A 16,775-nucleotide genomic window follows, 5' to 3' on the forward strand; every position below is an offset into this window, starting at 1 on the left:
CTGGGAGACCGGCTTCCAGCGGAGGACGGCATGGCTGCGAGCGAAACGATCAGTGTGGCTCTATCGCCAGAGATATTGACGGTGGTTCACGAGGCGGTTGAGGCGGGCGAGTATGCCTCCAGCGGAGACGTGGTTCGCGATGCGCTACAGGAGTGGACTGAGGCGCGCAGGCTTCGACAGGTGGAACATGGCGATCTGCGGCGGCTGTGGCAGCAGTCGATCGAGTCGGATGTGAGCGTCAGTGCGGATGAGGTTCTTGATCGACTGGAAAGGAAATACCAGTTGATGGCAGATCAGGCGGCTGAGGCTAAGTAATGCGCATCGAGCTATCGGCCTTCATCGAAGGCGACCTCAGTGTCATTGCGGACTTCATTGCAGAGGGTGCGCCCGTTAGGGCTGTGACGTTCATTCAGGAAATTCGCGCTTGCTTTGCGAGGATCGGAAAAGATCCGCTCCTCTACCAACTGCGTCCCGACATTGGCTCGGATGCGAGAGTGGCTGTTGTGGGGCGGTATGTCATTCTGTTTCGGATCAGGGACGAGATTGTGAAGATCGAGCGGGTGCTTTATGGCGGACGGGATCTGCCGAATCTGATGCTCTAGCTACTCGAAGCGGGGTAGGTGCTGGATATCGGCGAGGGGGACGAGTTCGAGTTCGCCGCCGGCTTTGACCCAGGCTTTGAGGCCTCCGTCGATGACCTGGGTTTTGCAGTTTTCCTGCTCGAGCATGTGGGCTACGCGCTTGCTGGTGGTGTCCCGGATGCAGGAGCAGTAGAGGTAGATCTCGCACTCGGGGGCCATGAACTCGCGCAGGGCGATGAGCTCTTCTTTGAGGCGGGTGGGCTCGACGCGGATGGAGTTCTTGATGCGCTGCATGCCGGGGTCGTAGTAGCCGTGGCTCCGGACGTCCGCGATGATGACGAGCTTGTCCGGGTGCAGGTTCTGCAGGCGCTCCTGGAGGTTGGCGGCGGAGATCTTGTCGATCTTGTTGTACTTACGAGCTCGGATGGAGAAGACGACGATCGAGACGGCGTAGCCTGCGACGAGGAGTGCGCCGATGAGCAGGAACGCGTGGCCGACACGCTGAATCCAGCCCATGATCTCGTTGAGGAAGCGACTGAAGAGATAGCCTGCGGTGACCCAGACACTGACGTAGAAGAGGTTGCCCGCAGCGTCCAGGCGGAAGAAGCGGCTGAACTTCATATTGAGGCTGCCGGCGAGGGGCGCGGCCATCGAAGCCAGGCCGGGAACCCATTTTGCGAAGAGCAGGGTCTTGGAGCCGCGGCGGTAGAAGTACGCCGAGGACGAGAAGATGCAGGCCTCCGGGTTGATGGAGAAGCGACACATGCCCGCCAGGAGCCACCAGCCGGTGTATCGGCCACCGAAGTAGAGGAGTGTGTCTCCGAGGACAGCAGAGGCCCATGCGAGGGGGAAGATGATGTCGAGTTTGAGGCCGTTGTGGGCTGCTGCGCCTGCGCCCAGCAGCACGATGGAGGTGGGCAGGGGCAGGCCCGCCGCCGCCAGAAACATGACGATGGCCACAATGGCGTATCCGTGTTGCGCGATCACGCCAATCAGGCCCATACGTACCGTTTCTCCGCTAGACACCATTGGATGCCAACACGGGGTGGATTGTCGAACGGGAAGTGAATATAGATGCTTCCGGTTCCTGACTTAGAACTCCAGGTGCAGGGAGAGCTGAATCTGGCGCTCGCGGGCAAGGCTGGTGCTGGCGGCGGTGGGGGTGCCGAAGGGTTGGGTGTTGAGGCCTTCGGCGGCGATGGCGGCGGCGTCCTGGAATACCAGCGGGGTGATACCGGCGGTCTTGGTGCCTACGAGGAAGGCGCGTGTTTCTACCGAGGAGAGGTTGGTGCGGTTGGGGAGGTTGAAGATCTCGGCGGAGAGGCGGAGCTTGAGGGGCTCGGAGCGGATGTGACCGCCGGGGGTAAAGGCTCGGCTGATGCGGAGGTCTGCGTTGATGGCTGACGGCAGGCGGAGGGTGTTGCGGCCGACGGTGGGGAGGTAGAGTGCGCCGCCGGAGCCGTTGATGCTTTGGTGGCCACCGCTGAGGCTGGGGCCTCCGTAGAGCTGGTAGGAGTATGGGCGGCCGCTGCGGGCGAGGAGGATGGGGGCTAGTTCCCAGTGGTCGAGGAAGGTGCGGGTTGTGCGCTTTTGTATGTGAATGCGAGGAGCGTAGACGGCGACGATGCGAAGGATCTGGGGGTAGTTGAGGGCGCTGAGGCCCTTGTCGTAACCGTTGGTGAATGGATCAAGCTGGTTGTTGGTGCGGGGGGTGGCGGAGAGGTTGGCACCGTAGTCGATGGCGCGGGACCAGGTGTAGCTGCCGCGTGCGCTGAGGCCGTGCCAGCCGCGCATCTGGGCGGTGACGGCGAGGGCGTTGTAGCTGGCGTTGGCGGTGGAGAGGATGTCGGTGACGGGGCCGAAGGTGGGGGTGACGCGGGCGGTGTATTGGGGGACGACGAAGGTCTCGCCGGAGAGGACGCCGGGGGAGGCGGTTCCGCCCTGGAGCTGGAACTCGGCTGCTGAGGTGGACGGGGCAATGTTGAGGTCGGTGGAGCTTTGGAGCTGGTGATCGATGTTGAGGATATAGGTGGCGGAGAGGCTCGCGTGGCGGCCTAACGAGCCTTCCAGCGAGAGGCTGGCCTGCTGGACGACGGGCAGGCGGAAGTGGCGATCGAACATCATGGCGGAGGTGGTGGAGGAGACGATCGCGGGTGGCCGGGTGAGGAAGGCGCAGGGGTAGCCGAAGCCTTGATTTGCGACCTGCGGGCAGGCGGTGACGGCGGACGGGGTGATGCGGATGCGGGTGGTGGAGTTCGTGAGGGCGGTATCGGCGAGGGCAGAGCGGATAGTCGCACCGGGGAGACGGCCGTAGTAGGCTCCGTAGCCGAGGCGGATGGTGCCGTGACCGTTGCCGAAGGGCTCATAGGCGATCCCCGCGCGGGGGCCGATATTGTTGCGGTCTTCCGGGAAGATGCTGGTGGCGGCGCGGGTGCCGAAGAGTGCATCCAGAGCGGAGTTTGGCGTGGTGGGGATGGGCAGGAGGATGTACTCATACCGTGCGCCGAGGGTGAGGTTCAGGTTGCGGCGGATGCGCCAGGTGTCCTGTGCGAAGCCGGCCCACTCTGACGTGCTAAAGGCTGCAAGTTGCTCTCCGAAGCTCTGGCTGAAGCTGGTGAAGCAGAAGAGATGGATGGCCGCGTTGATCGATGGGCAACCGCCGTTGGGGTAGGCGTTGACGTTGAAGGTCTGGTCGGTGATGAAGTCGACGAGGCCGCCTGCGTTGGCGGTGGTGCGGGTGCTGTCGTAACGGAAGGTGCCGGCTGCGTTGGCGAGGGTGGCGACGCGATCGTGTACGGCGGAGACGGAGCCCCCAAGCTCTAAGAGATGATGGCCGAGCTGGAGCGAGAGGATGTCCCCGGCTTCAAGCTTGCGCTCATCCGGGTAGGCCTGCTGTGAGAGCGACGCCGGGGTGCCGAAGAGCAGGCCGTTGGGGCCGATATTGACCTCCGGAGCTTGACCTCCAGGGCCGATGCCGGGCTCCTGTGGGAGGTTGGGCTGCGGGGTCTCAAACTGCTTATCGCGGGCGTACTGAAGTCGAAACTGGTTGATCCAGCGCGTGCTGAGGGTGGAGGTGACGCGGGCGAGGATGGCGTCGAGACTGCCTGAGGCGTTGCCCAGGCTGGCTCTGCCGACGGCGACGACGGGCGCGTCCGTGAGGCCGGCGGGGGAGTTCCAACGGACTCGGTTGTACTGGAGGCCGAACTCTTCATGCGGGGTGGCGTGCCAGTCGAGCCGTGCGAAGTTCAGGGTCTGGTCGGCTCGGCGGGGGGTGGAACCGGTGATTGAGGCAAGGTAGGTCAGGGCGGCGGTAGATGCTGCGCGGGTGACGCCGCGGTTGGCGAGGAGGGCGAGTTGCGTGGGCGTGAGGGTATAGAAGTTGGGGTCGGCGGGTGAGGAGATGGCGGGGAAGCCGCGGCGCTGCTGGTCGAACGAGTAAAAGCCGAACATGCCGGCGGTGTGCGGGATGGGACCACCCATAGTTCCGCCATAGCTCTCACGGAGGTCGTGCGGCTTGATGGTCTGGGTGGTGGCGACGCCATTGTTGTACGTGGTGGCCAGCGAGAGCGGGTTGGCGGCGGCGAGGGCCTGCGAGCGCAGCAAGAAGAACACGGAGCCGTGCGGGATGGCACCGCCGGACTTTGAGACCGAGGTGAGGATGGCCCCGGCGGCGCTGCCGGTGAGGGCGGAGTAGGTCTGGGTGGTGACGCGGAACTCGCGCACGGCGGATTGGGAGAAGCTGTAGGCGATGCCTGCGTGACGTCCTCTCGACAGGCCATGGGATGGGCCGGTGGCGAGCTCGGCTGAGTCTGAATCCGCCTCCGGGTCCGGGGCGGCGTCCGAACCGGAGCCTGCTGGGACGGAGCTGAAGCTCTGGTTCTGGCTTGCTCCGTCCAGCAGCACGCTGTTCTGGGTGGAAGGTAGACCGTTGGCGCTGAAGAGGCCGTCGTCATCCTGGTCCGGGGCCGCGCCGGAGGTCGTCAGGGCCAGGTCCTGCCAACGATGAGCGTTGGCTGGAAGCTGGGCCAGATCGCTATCTGTGAGGGTGGATTCAAGCGCGGGCGACAGACGTGCGAGGGTGTCGTCCGTGGTCTGTGCGGTGGGTGTAAGGTTGGCGAGATGGAGGGTCGTGCGGAGGTCCGCAGTCTCGCCCAGGCTGACTGTGAGGTCGATCTCGCGTGCCTCGACAAACTCGGTTGCGGTGATCCTGAGGGTGTAGTGGCCGGGGGGCAGATGCGGGAGGAGGAAGGAGCCGTCAGACTGCGTGGAGCCGAGGCGGGTTGCGCCGGTGTCCGTGTTGCGCAGGACGAGGGCAGCGTGGGGGACGGCTGCACCGCGGGAGTCGAGGACGACGCCCTGGATGGCTCCATCGACCGGGCTTTGGGCGGAATCGGGAGGGCTCGCGAGAAGCAGCGCAGTGAGCACTCCCAGCGCTTGAAGAAGGCGGGAGAAGGCGAGTGTTGCCGCGTACAACTCTGAGCGGCGGAACGAGTGCATCAGGCTCCAGGACAACGTACGTCTGGGTGGGATGGCTGCAAGCATAGCAGCCGATCCGGTTGCAGCAAACGAAAAAAGGGCGGCGACCGAAGTCGCCGCCCTGGATCTACAGCAGTAAGGTTAGAACTGCAGCCGGGCCGCGAGTTGAAGCTGGCGCGGTGCGAATTGGAAGTTGCTGGAGTTGGTGGCCGTCCGGGCTCCGAACTGGGAGACCGTGGGGCTTGCGGTGGCGGTGTTGAAGGTGAGCGTACCAGTCGATCCGACCGTGTATCCAAGCGCATTCACGCTGGTTACGTTCTGATGGTTGACGATGTTGAAGCTCTCACCGAGAAGCTCCAGCTTGACGCGCTCCGTGACGGCAAAGCGCTTGGAGATCCGCAGATCGAGGACGTTGGTCTTCGGCTGCTCGAAGCCGTTGCGCTCAATGCCCGGGATGCGGAAGGTTCCGTTGGAGCCGTTGATCCCACCGAAGCCGCTGGTGAGCGAACCGCTGCTGGTCATGCTGTACGGAAGACCGCTCTGGAGTGCATAAGACGGTGCCACTTCAAAGTCGTTCGCCAGGTACTTCAACGCTGTATTGGTGAACTTCCAGGGTGAGGTCACGACACCGTTGATGACGAAACGGTTAGGCACGTTCTGGTTGGAGTTGCCGTACTCTGCGCGCAGGTTCTGCGGATCGAGCAGGTTATTGGCGGTGGTGGCAGTCTGGTTGTTCTCGCCGTAATCCAAAGCATGCGACCAGGTGTAGTTGGCGGAGAAGGAGACGTGATTGGAGAAGCGGTGATTGATCTGGCCGACGAGACCCTCGTAGTTCGAGTTGACTCCGCTGAAGATGTCCGAGATTGCGCCGTAGGCGCAGTTGGGACGCTGGCTGAGGCAAGGTGAAACAGCGGTGTTCGGCAGCTTGGCGTAGAACTTGGAGGTGAAGATCGAACCAGGGGCTAGGGGACCTTTACCCGAGGTATCGACTACGGTGTAGTTCTGAGTGGTGGGCGTGGGGAGGTTGGTGTCGGTGAAGTTGGCGAGGCGACGGCCATAGGAGCCGAGCCAGGTCACGCTCATCACGGTGTTGTGTCCCAGGTCCTGCTCGACCGTCAGGTCCGCCTGGTGAATCTCAGGCGTCTTGAAGTTGGGGTCGAAGTAGACGACGTTGGGCGGAACGCTGAGAGAGCCGGCAGCGATGATGCGCGGGAAGGTGGGCGATCCAGCCTGCCCCGGAGTGAAGGACGCGGTGTACTGGCCGGCGGCTAGGCCGGTGCTGATGAGCGAGTTATAGATGGTGCCGTTGAGGATGCGTGCGAAGAACTCGCCGTAGCCGCCGCGCAGGATGGTCTTACCCGAGCCGAAGACGTCGTAGGCAAAGCCGACGCGCGGTCCGAAGTTGGTCTTGCTGCTGGGATGATTGCCGGTCTGGGGAAGCGCCGGGTTGACGAGGTTGGAGAGGGGCGTGGGGAGCTGCTCGTACTCGTAGCGGATACCGTAGGTCAGGCTGAGACGCTTGGTGGCCTTCCAGTTATCTTCTGCGAAGAACGCGTAATCGCCGGTCTGAAACTCGAGTCCGGGGATACCGAAGCCCTGGGTGAAGCTCGTGTATTTATAACGGGATGAGGCGGTGTTGGCCGCGCTCTGCGAGAGATACAGGTCCGTGAAGTAGTTGGTCAGGGTGCTGTAGCTGTACGCGCCGAAGCCGGAGAAGAGGTTGTTGACGATGTCGTTGGTGTGAACGTAGTCCACGCCGAACTTGATGTTGTGTTTGCCGCGGTTGTAGTTGGCGGTATCGGCGATCTGCCAGCGGCGCTCATCCGGCAGCGCGGCGCGGTTGAGGAAGTTGGGTGTGCCGAAGGTGAAGATGTTGGTGATGGAGACGCTGGCCGGCAGACCCATTGGGTTGGTGTAGCCGCCAATGGTGGGGCCGACGAGGTTGGTCTGCTCATAAGGCGTGGGTGTCTGGTTGAACTCGAACTCAAAGTCGCGTCCGTACTGGTAGCGGACCTCATTGCTCAGGTTGTTGGTGATGAGCGAGTCCAACTTGCTGATGAGGAAGGTGTCGCGGACATAGTCGTTGCCGAAGCTGGATGCGCCGTCAAACACGACGAGCCCGGTCTGGATGCCGGCGGGCGAGACCCAGCGCAGGCGGTTGAGCTCTGCATTGAAGTGGTTCTTCGCGTTGATCTGCCAGTCGACCTTGGGGAAGAAGATGTCCTGGAGGCCCTTGCGGGGAACGACGCCGAGCATGGAGTTGAGGCCGGCGGTGCCATTGATGTAGTCCGTGGCAGCCGCGGCGTAGGTGGGCAGGCCGAGGTTGGTCTGGAGCGTGCAGACCGAGGCATCAAGAGTGCTGGGGGCCGTACCGCCGGTGGTGCCGCAGACCTTGCCGGCCGGAAGCGTCGCATCCGGCACCGCGTACAGGGTGGCCGGAACGCTGGCCGCCGCCACCGCCGGGAAGTTGTGATCGAAGCGATCACCCGCGAAGAAGAAGAAGACCTTATCCTTCCAGATGGGGCCGCCGATGGCGCCGCCGTACTGCTTGCGCTTGTCTGTTGGCTTGATGTGTGTGGAGACGAAGGCGCCGGCCGCGTTCTGCACGGTCTGGAGAGCGTAATTGTTGGAAGCGCCCCACTCCGCGTCACGATCGTCGAAGTAAAGGTCGCCGTGGAACTGGTTTGTACCGCTCTTGGTGACGGAGTTGACGACGCCGCCCGCGGACCGGCCATATTCCGTGGAATAGTTGGAGGTGTTGACCTGGAACTCCTGGATGGAGGCCTTGGCAGTGGAGTAGCCGGCACGGGTGCGGCCGCGCTCTTCCGAGAAGTAGGCCTGGTTATCGTCCGCACCATCGATGGTGACGTTGTTGAGCAAAGTGCTCTGCCCGCGGAAGCTGAGGAGTCCGAAGCCGCTGCCGTCGACGACCACGCCCGGGGTGAGGGCGGCGTACGCGGACCAGCGATAGTTGCTGACCGGTAGATTCTGGAGGGTCTGCTGATCGATCAATCCAGCAAAGTCAGGGGAGGTGGTGTTGATCGCAGCCGTATCGCTGGTGACCTCAACGGTATCCGTGGAGGAACCGGTCTGGAGGGTCGAGTTCACATCCGTCAGTGCGCCGACCGTGACATCGACTTTGTCCGACTTGAATGCGCGAAAGCCGGGCGCATTGACCGTAACCGTATAAAGACCAGGCTGCAGACGGATGACGCGGAAGAAGCCGGAATCGTCCGATGTAACGGTCTGCTCTGCGTTGGTGCCGTTATTGTGGATGACAATATTCGCCTTGGGAACGACTGCTCCAGTGGAGTCCTGAACGGTTCCGCCGATGGCGCCCTCCGTAGCCGACTGGGCGTACCCGTAACCCGCGAAGGTTCCGGCACCTGCAATGACCGTGGACACGATCGCGATACGTGCTGCTTGCTTGAACATCATCTGATCTCCTGAAATTGTTGCCAGTACCCCGGTCCGCGACGCAGCTTCGTTCTTCGACGAGCCTGTACGCGCGGTTCCGGCCTGTTGCTGTTTCACTCACAATGACATAACGACGTGAACGCTTGATGACTTGGTGTGCGTTCAGTGTATCGTCCTACGGGTCATTTCCCTCCTTATTTTTGTTGCCGGACCGTTACGGGCGGCACCAGCCGGGGCAAAAGCTAATGATCCGCTACACTTGAAGAAGAACAATGTTTATTGATGAAGCACGAATTCGAGTCAAAGCCGGCGACGGCGGTAATGGTTGCATGGCATTCCGGCGGGAGAAGTTCGTCCCGCGCGGCGGTCCGTCCGGCGGCGACGGTGGCCATGGCGGCGACGTTTTAATGGAATCCTCCCTGAGCCACAACACGCTGGTTCACTTCCGGTTCAACCCGGAGCACAAGTCGCAACGCGGCGGACACGGCCTGGGCTCCAACTGCTCCGGTTATGCAGGCGAACACACCATCCTGAAGGTTCCCGTCGGCACCGTCGTCTATGACGACGAGACCGGCGAGCTGATCCATGACTTTTCGCGGGTCAACGAGTCCATCGTGATCGCACGCGGGGGACGCGGTGGGCGCGGCAACCAGCACTTTGCCACCAGCACCCACCAGGCTCCGCGCGAGCATGAGCTTGGGCGCTCCGGCGAAGAAAAGAACTTTCGCCTGGAGCTTCGGCTGCTGGCCGATGCTGGGCTCGTCGGATACCCGAACGTGGGGAAATCCACGCTGATCTCGCGCGTGTCTGCCGCCAAACCGAAGGTCGCTAACTACGAGTTCACCACGCTGGAGCCAAACCTGGGCGTGGTTTCCGTGGGCGATTGGCCGCATGAGCAGTCGTTTACGATCGCCGACCTGCCGGGGCTCATCGAAGGCGCGCATCTTGGCGCCGGGCTGGGGATTCAGTTTCTCAAGCACATTGAGCGCACCAGCGTGATCGTGCATCTGGTGGATGTCTCGGACGGCTCCGGCCGACCTGACCCGGTTGAGGACTACAAGGTCATTACCGCCGAGCTGAAGAGCTTTGACCCGGCGCTGGCCGAGAAGCCGACGCTGCTGGTCGCGGCGAAGATCGACGCGGCCAACCCGGACAAGCTGAAGAAGCTGCGGGCCATGGCCAAGCGGCGCAAGCTGCCGCTCTACGAGATCTCCGCCGTCACGGGCGAGGGCATTGAGCCGCTGAAGTTTGCGGTTGGGGAGCTCGTCCAGACGCACCGGCCCATCACCGTGCAGGAGCCGCTGGAAGTGCCGAAGAAGCACAGAGCGCACTATCCGCCGCCGGCGAACTCCGCCAAGGGCCGGGCGTAAGCAACGTGCCTTCGAAGCTGAGCAGGGTTGCGCTCTTCGGCGGCACCTTCGATCCGCCGCACCGCGGACATGTGGCGATTGCACGCGCTGCCGCCGACCGCTTCGCGCTGGATACGGTGTTGTTCGCCCCCGCTGGCCGTCAGCCCTTGAAGCCGGAGGGCTGCTCGACGGACTATGCAGAGCGGCTGGAGATGACGCGGCTGGTCTGCGCGGAGGATGCCCGGTTTGCGGTCTCGGAGCTGGATGCGCCGCGTAAGGATGGGCAGCCGAACTACACCGTGCGCACGCTGGAGATGCTGGCCGAGGAGATGCCCGGCGCTGCGATCTTCAGCATTGCCGGCGCGGACAGTTTCCGCTCACTGGGCCACTGGCGTGAGCCGCAACGGCTGCTGGAGCTAGCTGACTGGATCGTCATCAGCCGCCCCGGATTTCTGCTCGCCGAGCCTGACGGCTTGGCGCTGACGCCGGAACAGCGGGCTCGCGTGCATCTGCTTGACGCGGTCCATGAGGATGTTTCAGCCACCGGATTGCGCACGCGGTTGGCTCACGGTGAGAGCTGTGACGAGCTTCTGACGCCTTCGGTCGCGGCGTTTATCGCGGAGCACGGTCTGTACCGCTCCTGACCGGCTTTCCCCGGGCAGATTCCCGCTGCCCACGAATTCCCATATAAATCAACGGTTCTGCTGGCCCCCGCGCCCTCAACCCGATACCATGAACGAAGGAGCAACATGCCCACCACTGAGAGTTACCAATTACTGCTCGCGGCCGCCGCGGCCTGTGAAGACAAGAAGGCGGAAGATATCCGTATCCTGGCGCTGGACCCTTCCGAGAGCGGCCTGACCGATTACTTCCTCATCTGCAACGGAACCAACGATCGCCAGAACGTCGCCATCACGGACGCCATCGAGATCAAGCTGAAGCATGAGTTCGGCACGTATCCGAACTCGGTGGAAGGCCGCCGCCAGGGCGAATGGATTCTGATGGACTACGTCGACTTCATCGTCCACGTCTTCTCGGCCGAGAAGCGCGCGTTCTACGGGCTGGAACGTCTGCGGAAGTCGGCAACGACCATCAGCGTGCCGGAGCTGAACGCAGAGCTGAAGGCGCTGATCGCCAAGACACGGACAAAGACTGGAAAGAGCGCCAAGGTAGCAGAGCCGGCGGAAGCCGCGCCTGTGAAGTCTGCAGCCAAGAAGATTGTTGCCAAGAAAGCAGTGGCGAAGAAGGCAGTGGCGAAAAAGGCGGCGGCGAAGAAGACTACGAAGAAAAAGTAGTACTCAAGAATTTCTACAAACAGCGAAAGAATGGGCAGGCACCGAATCGGTGCCTGCCCATTTTTTAGCTGACGAGTTAGAACTTCAACGTAGCCCAAAGGACGAGCGAGCGTGATGATACGGTGCGGGAGACCACAGGGTTGAGCTGTGAACTTGCACCGAACAGTGCCACGTTTACGCCAAGTGGAGCGACGTTGTTATGGTTACCGACGTCGTTTGCCTCTGCCCGAAGGGTCAACTGACCGCGCTCGAAGTGGGCATAGGAAAGACCGAACCCTTTCTCAATCGCGAGATCGTGCTGCTGGTAACCAGGCTGCAGGAAGCTGTTGCGTGAGACCTCCTGGCTGAGGAAGTTTTGACCACGCTGAATGATGAAGTGCACCGATGCGGGATCAACGAGTTGTTTGGTGTGAGCCGGTTGGGTGGGGGTAGCCGCAGCGTTGTAGACGTTCAAGCTATAGTACGTTCCCTGGACACCGGGGTTGGCAGCAACGCCCGTTGCAGCGGCAGTTGGAAGGAACGTGGTATCAATCGCTGCGGTGTTGATTGGTGCGATTGGGTTGCTGACGACAGGGCGATCGTTCGTGGTTGTTCCATCGCCATTTGTGTCGTATCCATTGATGTTGAGAGTGCTGTAGGGGCCGGACTGGAATCGTTCGACACCAGAGATCGTCCAGTGCCGCGTGAAGGCTCCCAACACGGCGTTCGTGAAACGGTTGTCAGCGTTGTAGCCCTTCGGCGACCACACATACGAGACAGTCACGTTGTTGCGGTGATCCCAGGCAGAGTTGCCCCAATCCTGACGGATACCGCTGGCCGAGAGATCGGCAGGGTAGGTAGCCGGGGAAGCGAAGGTTGCGAAGATCTCTGACGCATTGTCGAGATCTTTGCTGTAGGTGTACGCGGCGCGGAAGGTCAAGCCGTGAACGAATGACCGCGAAAGCTCAGCCTGTAGCGAGTTGTATTCAGATGTAGCAAAGTTACCGCGTGCTGAGATCGCGCCCCGATTCGGGTTGATCCGGGTCGTAGCAGCAGTCCCGTTGGATGGTGTGAAGTAGTTGTACATGCGGTTGGAGAAGAGCTTTACTCCGCGGCTGCCAACGTAGTTTGTGGTCAGCTTCAGGTTATAAGGCAGCTCTCGCTCCAAGCCGAAGTTGAACTGATAGGTGTATGGGTTGACCAGATTATTGACGACCGACAGTACGGAGGACAGTGGAGATAGAGCGGGCGTAATGCCCGAAATCAGGGTGTTGGAGTTGGCGAGTCCGTCCTGAGCCGTTGAGGTCAAGGTCTGAGCAACGGCGTTCGGCGAGCTCTGCGCGGAGTTGACGACAATGTTGCTGAAGTCCCCGTCGAAGTAGACACCAAAGCCTCCGTGGATTACGGTCTTGCCGTCATGGAAGAAGCCGAAGTGCGGATTGTAGGCAAAGCCAAAGCGAGGCGAGATGTTGTTGTAATCATTATTGACCTTGTAGACCGCTGTGATTGGATCAGTGAGTGCAGTCGCCGGATTGATTCCTGGAAAAGCAACGCCGTTAATGAGATGGTCCGCCGCTTGATCTCCACCCGGAAGGTAGGCGATTGTGTTGGCAGGTACAAGGAGGATCATCGACATGCAGATTCATTCGGTTGGCATAGATCTGGGTAAGACGACCTTTCACCTCGTAGCCCTGAGCGCAGCTGGCAAGGTGCTGTTGCGCAAGAAGTTCACTCAGAAGCAACTGATCACCTTCACCGCGAACATGCAGACCTCCTTGATCGGGATGGAGGCATGTTCAGGAGCGCACTTCCTGGGCCGGGCTTTGCGAGCGCAAGGCCACGACGTGAAGCTGATTCCAGCGCAGTTTGTAAAGCCGTTCGTGAAGTCGAATAAGAACGACTTCCTGGATGCTGAGGCGATCGCTGAAGCCGTCGACCGACAGAACATGCGCTTCGTTCCGATCAAGACCGACGATCAGCTCGACCTGCAAGCCATGCATCGTGTGCGTGACAGGCTTGTCGCTCGCCGGACGTCCGTGATCAACCAGCTGCGAGCCTTTCTGCTGGAGCGCGGCATGGTTTTCGCCAAGACTCCCATCAAGTTGAGACAAGCGATGCCAGAGATACTCGAGAACGCGGAGTCGAACCTGACGCCACGCATGCGCAACCTTGTCAGCCTGCTCTGGAGCGAGTGGAAGGATCTTCAGCAGCAGATCGTTGCGATGAACGAAGAGGTCGAGCAGATCGCTTCTTCCGACCCCGCATGCCAACGGCTGAGACAAATCCCCGGCATCGGCCCCTTGGTCGCAACCGCAATCGTCGCTGCGATCGGCAACGGAGCAGCCTTCCATAAGGGCCGAGAGTTCTCCGCATGGCTTGGACTTGTACCCCGACAGCACTCGACCGGCGGCAAGGCGAGACTCTTCGGCATCAGCAAGCGAGGTAACCGCTACCTGAGAAAGCTGCTCGTCCATGGCGCCCGATCAGCAGTTCTCATCGTCAAGCGAGAGCGTTCCCCGTTTGGGCCTTGGCTTGATGGTCTGGAACAACGAGCACCGGTGAAGGTCGTCATTACAGCCGCAGCCAACAAGCTTGCTCGTATGGCCTGGGCGGTGCTCTCAAGCGGCAATGACTACCGCCCAGCAACGGCTCCGATGCCGGCCTGAGCAGGCGCGGAAAAGACGCCTTCGGCTTGGAAGCGCAGAATCGCGCTCCCACTTTACCGCACCACGACGACGATTTAGAGTTCCCACCAAGGTCTGCACTGGACAGCTAAGACGACCGAACAGTTCCCAACGGCGTGCTCAAAACCTGCTCCCGAAAATGGTCTTCCATGACCGTGCCGTTTATCAGGTAGAGCACGCAGCGCAACTCATCATGGCCAGGAGACTAGACCCTCCACCCAAAGGCCGAATACATTTGCGCAGACCTGTCGATGTCGCCCTTCGCTTTTCCCTTGCAGTCGTGCGGCGGACCATACATTTCGGGATCGGAGAGGTAGTCATAGCGCGCACCCAGGTTGAGCGTAAGCTCCGGGGTCAGCTTGATGTCGTCCTCCAGAAAGATTCCCGAACGCCAATCGTGTGGATCGATCCGGGTCTTTCCGAAGGTCTTGGTTGCCGTGCCCGATTTGCCCAGCGAGTTGTTGATGAACTCGCCAATCGAACCTCCGTAGGAGCCGGTTGCGGAGTAGGCCAACGTTCCCAGCGCGTTCTGCGAAACGAACTCCTGCTCAATCTGCCGGCCAATGTCCGCACCGGCACGGATCGCCTGCTTGCCGATATTGATACCGACCGTGTCCTGAAGCTGATAAAGGTCCTCACCGCGCCCCTGGGGAAAGTTTTGATTAGGACCGAGGTTGGTGAGAGAGGTGCCGGCAAAGCTGATCGTCGGCGTGATGGCGAGCGGGTTGGCCAAGGTGCCCGGAGTGAAGGCAAAGAGGAAATTGAGGCGCGTCTCAGAGACGCGGAACTCATTAAGAACGCGCGGCCCAAAGACGTGAGTCTCGGCGACCTGGGCAAGCTCGGAGAAACCGCCCTGCTGCGAGTCAAAGCCTGGCAGCGAGGGATTGTTGCCGAAGTCAGGCGTCAGGAAACCGCGATCGTGGATGTAGCGGACAGCAACGTTATCGCGCTCACTTGGCGTATAGTCCACGCGAACATTGAACTGCGTGTCTGTATTCTGCTGCGGAACGGATGGACGCTGAAACAGAGCCGTGGTGATGGAGCAACCTGTGGCAGGGCAACCGGGAGCGATGACTGAGTAGCTGCTATAGCTCAAGGCCGGATTGGCGGTCGTTGCAGTCGTGTTCGCAAAGGTATTGAGGTAGGCGTAGTTGGAAAGGTAAGCCCCGAACAGGCTAGCCTGGGTCGCCTGGACGGTGCCTGTCTGGGCGGCAATCGACTTGAGCTGATTGACGCCACTCTGATCCGGAAGCTCATTACGACCTTCGAGAACACCACCGAAGTAACGCTGCCACTGTCCGGCTCCGAAGGCAAAAAGCTTGTCCTTGAAGATAGGGCCGCCCGCAGTAAAGCCGTAGGTGTGACGGTCGAAACGCGTCTTCTTCGGAGGCGTGATGCCCGGGACCTTGGATTGACGCTGGGTCGCGGAGAGCGCGTTGAGACCAGATCCGGTGTAACGATCGTAGGCCGAGCCATGGAAGACGTTAGTGCCGCGCGCTGTCACCACATTGGTGACAGCACCACCTGCACGGCCGAACTCGGCGGACGCCGAGTTAGAGAGTACAGCGACCGTCGCATAAGCGCCCGGAATGTCAGGCTGGAAACCTTGGCCAGCGATAGCCACGTCATTGATCTCTTGACCGTCGATGAGGAAGTTGTTGGCGCGCGGACGAGCCCCGTTGGCAGAGAAAGACTGTCCCTGAGCACCTTGGCCCGCGCTCGGCTGGACGATCGTCTGAATGCCCGGCAGAGTCGTCGCAAGCTCGATCGGGTTCAACGAGAAGATCGGCAACGAGCGAATGTCGTTTGCACTGATGATGCCTGTAATCTGACCATTCTCAAGATTGATCGCATTGGATACTGCTGCGACTTCGACAACATCATTTACCTTACCCACGGAGAGCACTGCATCATAGGAGCTTGTGACCGAAGGATTGATGACCACGCCTGTGGCCTTTTTCGCGTCAAAACCAGCCTGTTCAATCAGAACGGTATAGCGCCCCGGCGGAATCGCCTCAAGACGGTAGGTCCCGTCCGATTTCGCTGCGGTAGTGCGGACTTCGCGGGTGTCTTCATTTGTGATCGTAACCTTGGATCCTGGTAGAACCGCGCCGGATGAATCACGAGCGACACCGGCAAGGATGCCTTGACTAGTCTGAGCGAAGGCGAGCGGAGCACTGAAAGCGAGCGACAGCGCCAGGGCAGTGAGATAGGTCGACGTCTTACGGGTGCTGAAAGGCATGCAAAACTCCTGAGCGGAATAAGAACAAAATGCAAATAAGGGAATACCCCTTGCAATGGGCCCGACTGCTGAATTACGTGGATGCAGATTCCTTTGCAAGTAAATGGCCAAACATCAATCACCTGAAAATGTGATCTAAATAATCCGTGTTTCCGCAGTCGGTGACATTCTGGTGACAAATCAGTGACAAGCCTGTGATATCTGGAATATGAAAAGTGGAAGAATTTTTAGCACCGCATTGTAGAATTCGGGATGACCGAACTCACGCTAAGCGCAATCGTTTCAAAGAGAAGCCGCGCCAAGTCCGACGAGTTCCAGGCGCTGACCGATCGCTATCTCGCTCGCGCGGCCCACTATATGCCCGCCCAGGCGCTCAACTTTGAGAGCGAGGATGCCCTCTCCGCTTGGATCGCCAAGGCTCCCGGACGCGCTGCGGCTCATGCCATCCTCTTCGATCCCCGCGGCAAGACCCTGACCTCGGACGAGTTCGCCCATACGCTCGGCCGCCTGCGGGACGATGGAGCGCAGCGCATCGTGTTCGCAATCGGCCCCGCGGACGGCTGGAGCGACCAGGCCCGCACCCGCGCCGCCGCACTGGTCTCCTTCGGTCGCATCACGCTGCCGCATGAGTTGGCACGCGTCGTTGCGGCGGAACAGATATACCGTGCGCTGACGATCCTCGCCGGGCACCCGTATCATCTGGGGCACTGAGCTTTAACCCTGAAACGGCGAAAGGGAACACTATGAGGGCG

General features: G+C 61.0%; 12 protein-coding genes. 7 read left to right on the forward strand and 5 right to left on the reverse strand.

What is annotated here, in order from left to right:
• Positions 1-30 precede the first annotated feature (30 nt).
• Complete coding sequence (locus ACIX9_RS18600) at positions 31-315, forward strand: ribbon-helix-helix domain-containing protein (RefSeq protein ID WP_013582044.1); 285 nt, start codon at positions 31-33, stop codon at positions 313-315.
• Positions 315-602: a type II toxin-antitoxin system RelE/ParE family toxin gene (locus ACIX9_RS18605; protein ID WP_013582045.1), complete on the forward strand. Its 288-nt coding sequence runs from the start codon at positions 315-317 to the stop codon at positions 600-602. Before ACIX9_RS18600 ends, ACIX9_RS18605 begins: the two co-directional genes overlap by 1 nt.
• Here the strand turns inward: ACIX9_RS18605 and ACIX9_RS18610 are convergent, their stop codons facing one another.
• The 3 genes from ACIX9_RS18610 to ACIX9_RS18620 form a co-directional block, all read right to left on the reverse strand.
• On the reverse strand, positions 603-1,583 hold the full coding sequence (locus ACIX9_RS18610) for a VTT domain-containing protein (RefSeq protein WP_013582046.1): 981 nt from the start codon (positions 1,581-1,583) through the stop codon (positions 603-605).
• A gap of 90 nt (positions 1,584-1,673) precedes the next feature.
• Positions 1,674-5,078 carry a TonB-dependent receptor gene (locus tag ACIX9_RS18615; RefSeq protein ID WP_157477682.1) on the reverse strand — a complete coding sequence of 1,135 codons (3,405 nt, stop codon included), beginning with the start codon at positions 5,076-5,078 and terminating at the stop codon, positions 1,674-1,676.
• A 120-nt stretch (positions 5,079-5,198) separates the two neighbouring features.
• Positions 5,199-8,495 carry a TonB-dependent receptor gene (locus ACIX9_RS18620; protein WP_013582048.1) on the reverse strand — a complete coding sequence of 1,099 codons (3,297 nt, stop codon included), beginning with the start codon at positions 8,493-8,495 and terminating at the stop codon, positions 5,199-5,201.
• Positions 8,496-8,746: 251 nt separating this feature from the next.
• Here ACIX9_RS18620 and obgE point away from each other — a divergent pair, with 251 nt between their 5' ends.
• The 3 genes from obgE to rsfS all read left to right on the forward strand — a co-directional run bounded on the left by obgE (position 8,747) and on the right by rsfS (position 11,118).
• Positions 8,747-9,844 (forward strand): GTPase ObgE, encoded by a 1,098-nt coding sequence (obgE, locus tag ACIX9_RS18625; protein WP_013582049.1) that lies wholly within the window; start codon positions 8,747-8,749, stop codon positions 9,842-9,844.
• Between the two features lie 5 nt (positions 9,845-9,849).
• Complete coding sequence (nadD, locus tag ACIX9_RS18630) at positions 9,850-10,467, forward strand: nicotinate-nucleotide adenylyltransferase (RefSeq protein ID WP_013582050.1); 618 nt, start codon at positions 9,850-9,852, stop codon at positions 10,465-10,467.
• A 105-nt stretch (positions 10,468-10,572) separates the two neighbouring features.
• A complete protein-coding gene (rsfS, locus tag ACIX9_RS18635; RefSeq protein WP_013582051.1) occupies positions 10,573-11,118 on the forward strand; it encodes a ribosome silencing factor in 546 nt (181 codons plus the stop codon).
• 76 nt (positions 11,119-11,194) lie between these two features.
• Here the strand turns inward: rsfS and ACIX9_RS18640 are convergent, their stop codons facing one another.
• Positions 11,195-12,733 carry an outer membrane beta-barrel protein gene (locus ACIX9_RS18640; RefSeq protein WP_049789385.1) on the reverse strand — a complete coding sequence of 513 codons (1,539 nt, stop codon included), beginning with the start codon at positions 12,731-12,733 and terminating at the stop codon, positions 11,195-11,197.
• Here ACIX9_RS18640 and ACIX9_RS18645 point away from each other — a divergent pair.
• Entirely contained in the window at positions 12,732-13,763 is a 1,032-nt protein-coding gene (locus tag ACIX9_RS18645) for an IS110 family RNA-guided transposase (RefSeq protein WP_013573305.1), read from the forward strand. The genes ACIX9_RS18640 and ACIX9_RS18645 overlap by 2 nt on opposite strands.
• Before the next feature lie 223 nt (positions 13,764-13,986).
• On the opposite strand, the gene ACIX9_RS18650 is transcribed toward ACIX9_RS18645, so the two are convergent.
• Positions 13,987-16,023, reverse strand: a complete 2,037-nt coding sequence (locus tag ACIX9_RS18650) for an outer membrane beta-barrel protein (protein ID WP_049789386.1) — start codon at positions 16,021-16,023, stop codon at positions 13,987-13,989.
• A gap of 252 nt (positions 16,024-16,275) precedes the next feature.
• Between ACIX9_RS18650 and ACIX9_RS18655 the strand changes: the two genes are divergently transcribed.
• Positions 16,276-16,734: a 23S rRNA (pseudouridine(1915)-N(3))-methyltransferase RlmH gene (locus ACIX9_RS18655; RefSeq protein ID WP_013582052.1), complete on the forward strand. Its 459-nt coding sequence runs from the start codon at positions 16,276-16,278 to the stop codon at positions 16,732-16,734.
• Positions 16,735-16,775 lie beyond the last annotated feature (41 nt).

This window comes from Granulicella tundricola MP5ACTX9, from assembly GCF_000178975.2.
Classification (GTDB): Bacteria; Acidobacteriota; Terriglobia; order Terriglobales; family Acidobacteriaceae; genus Edaphobacter; species Edaphobacter tundricola.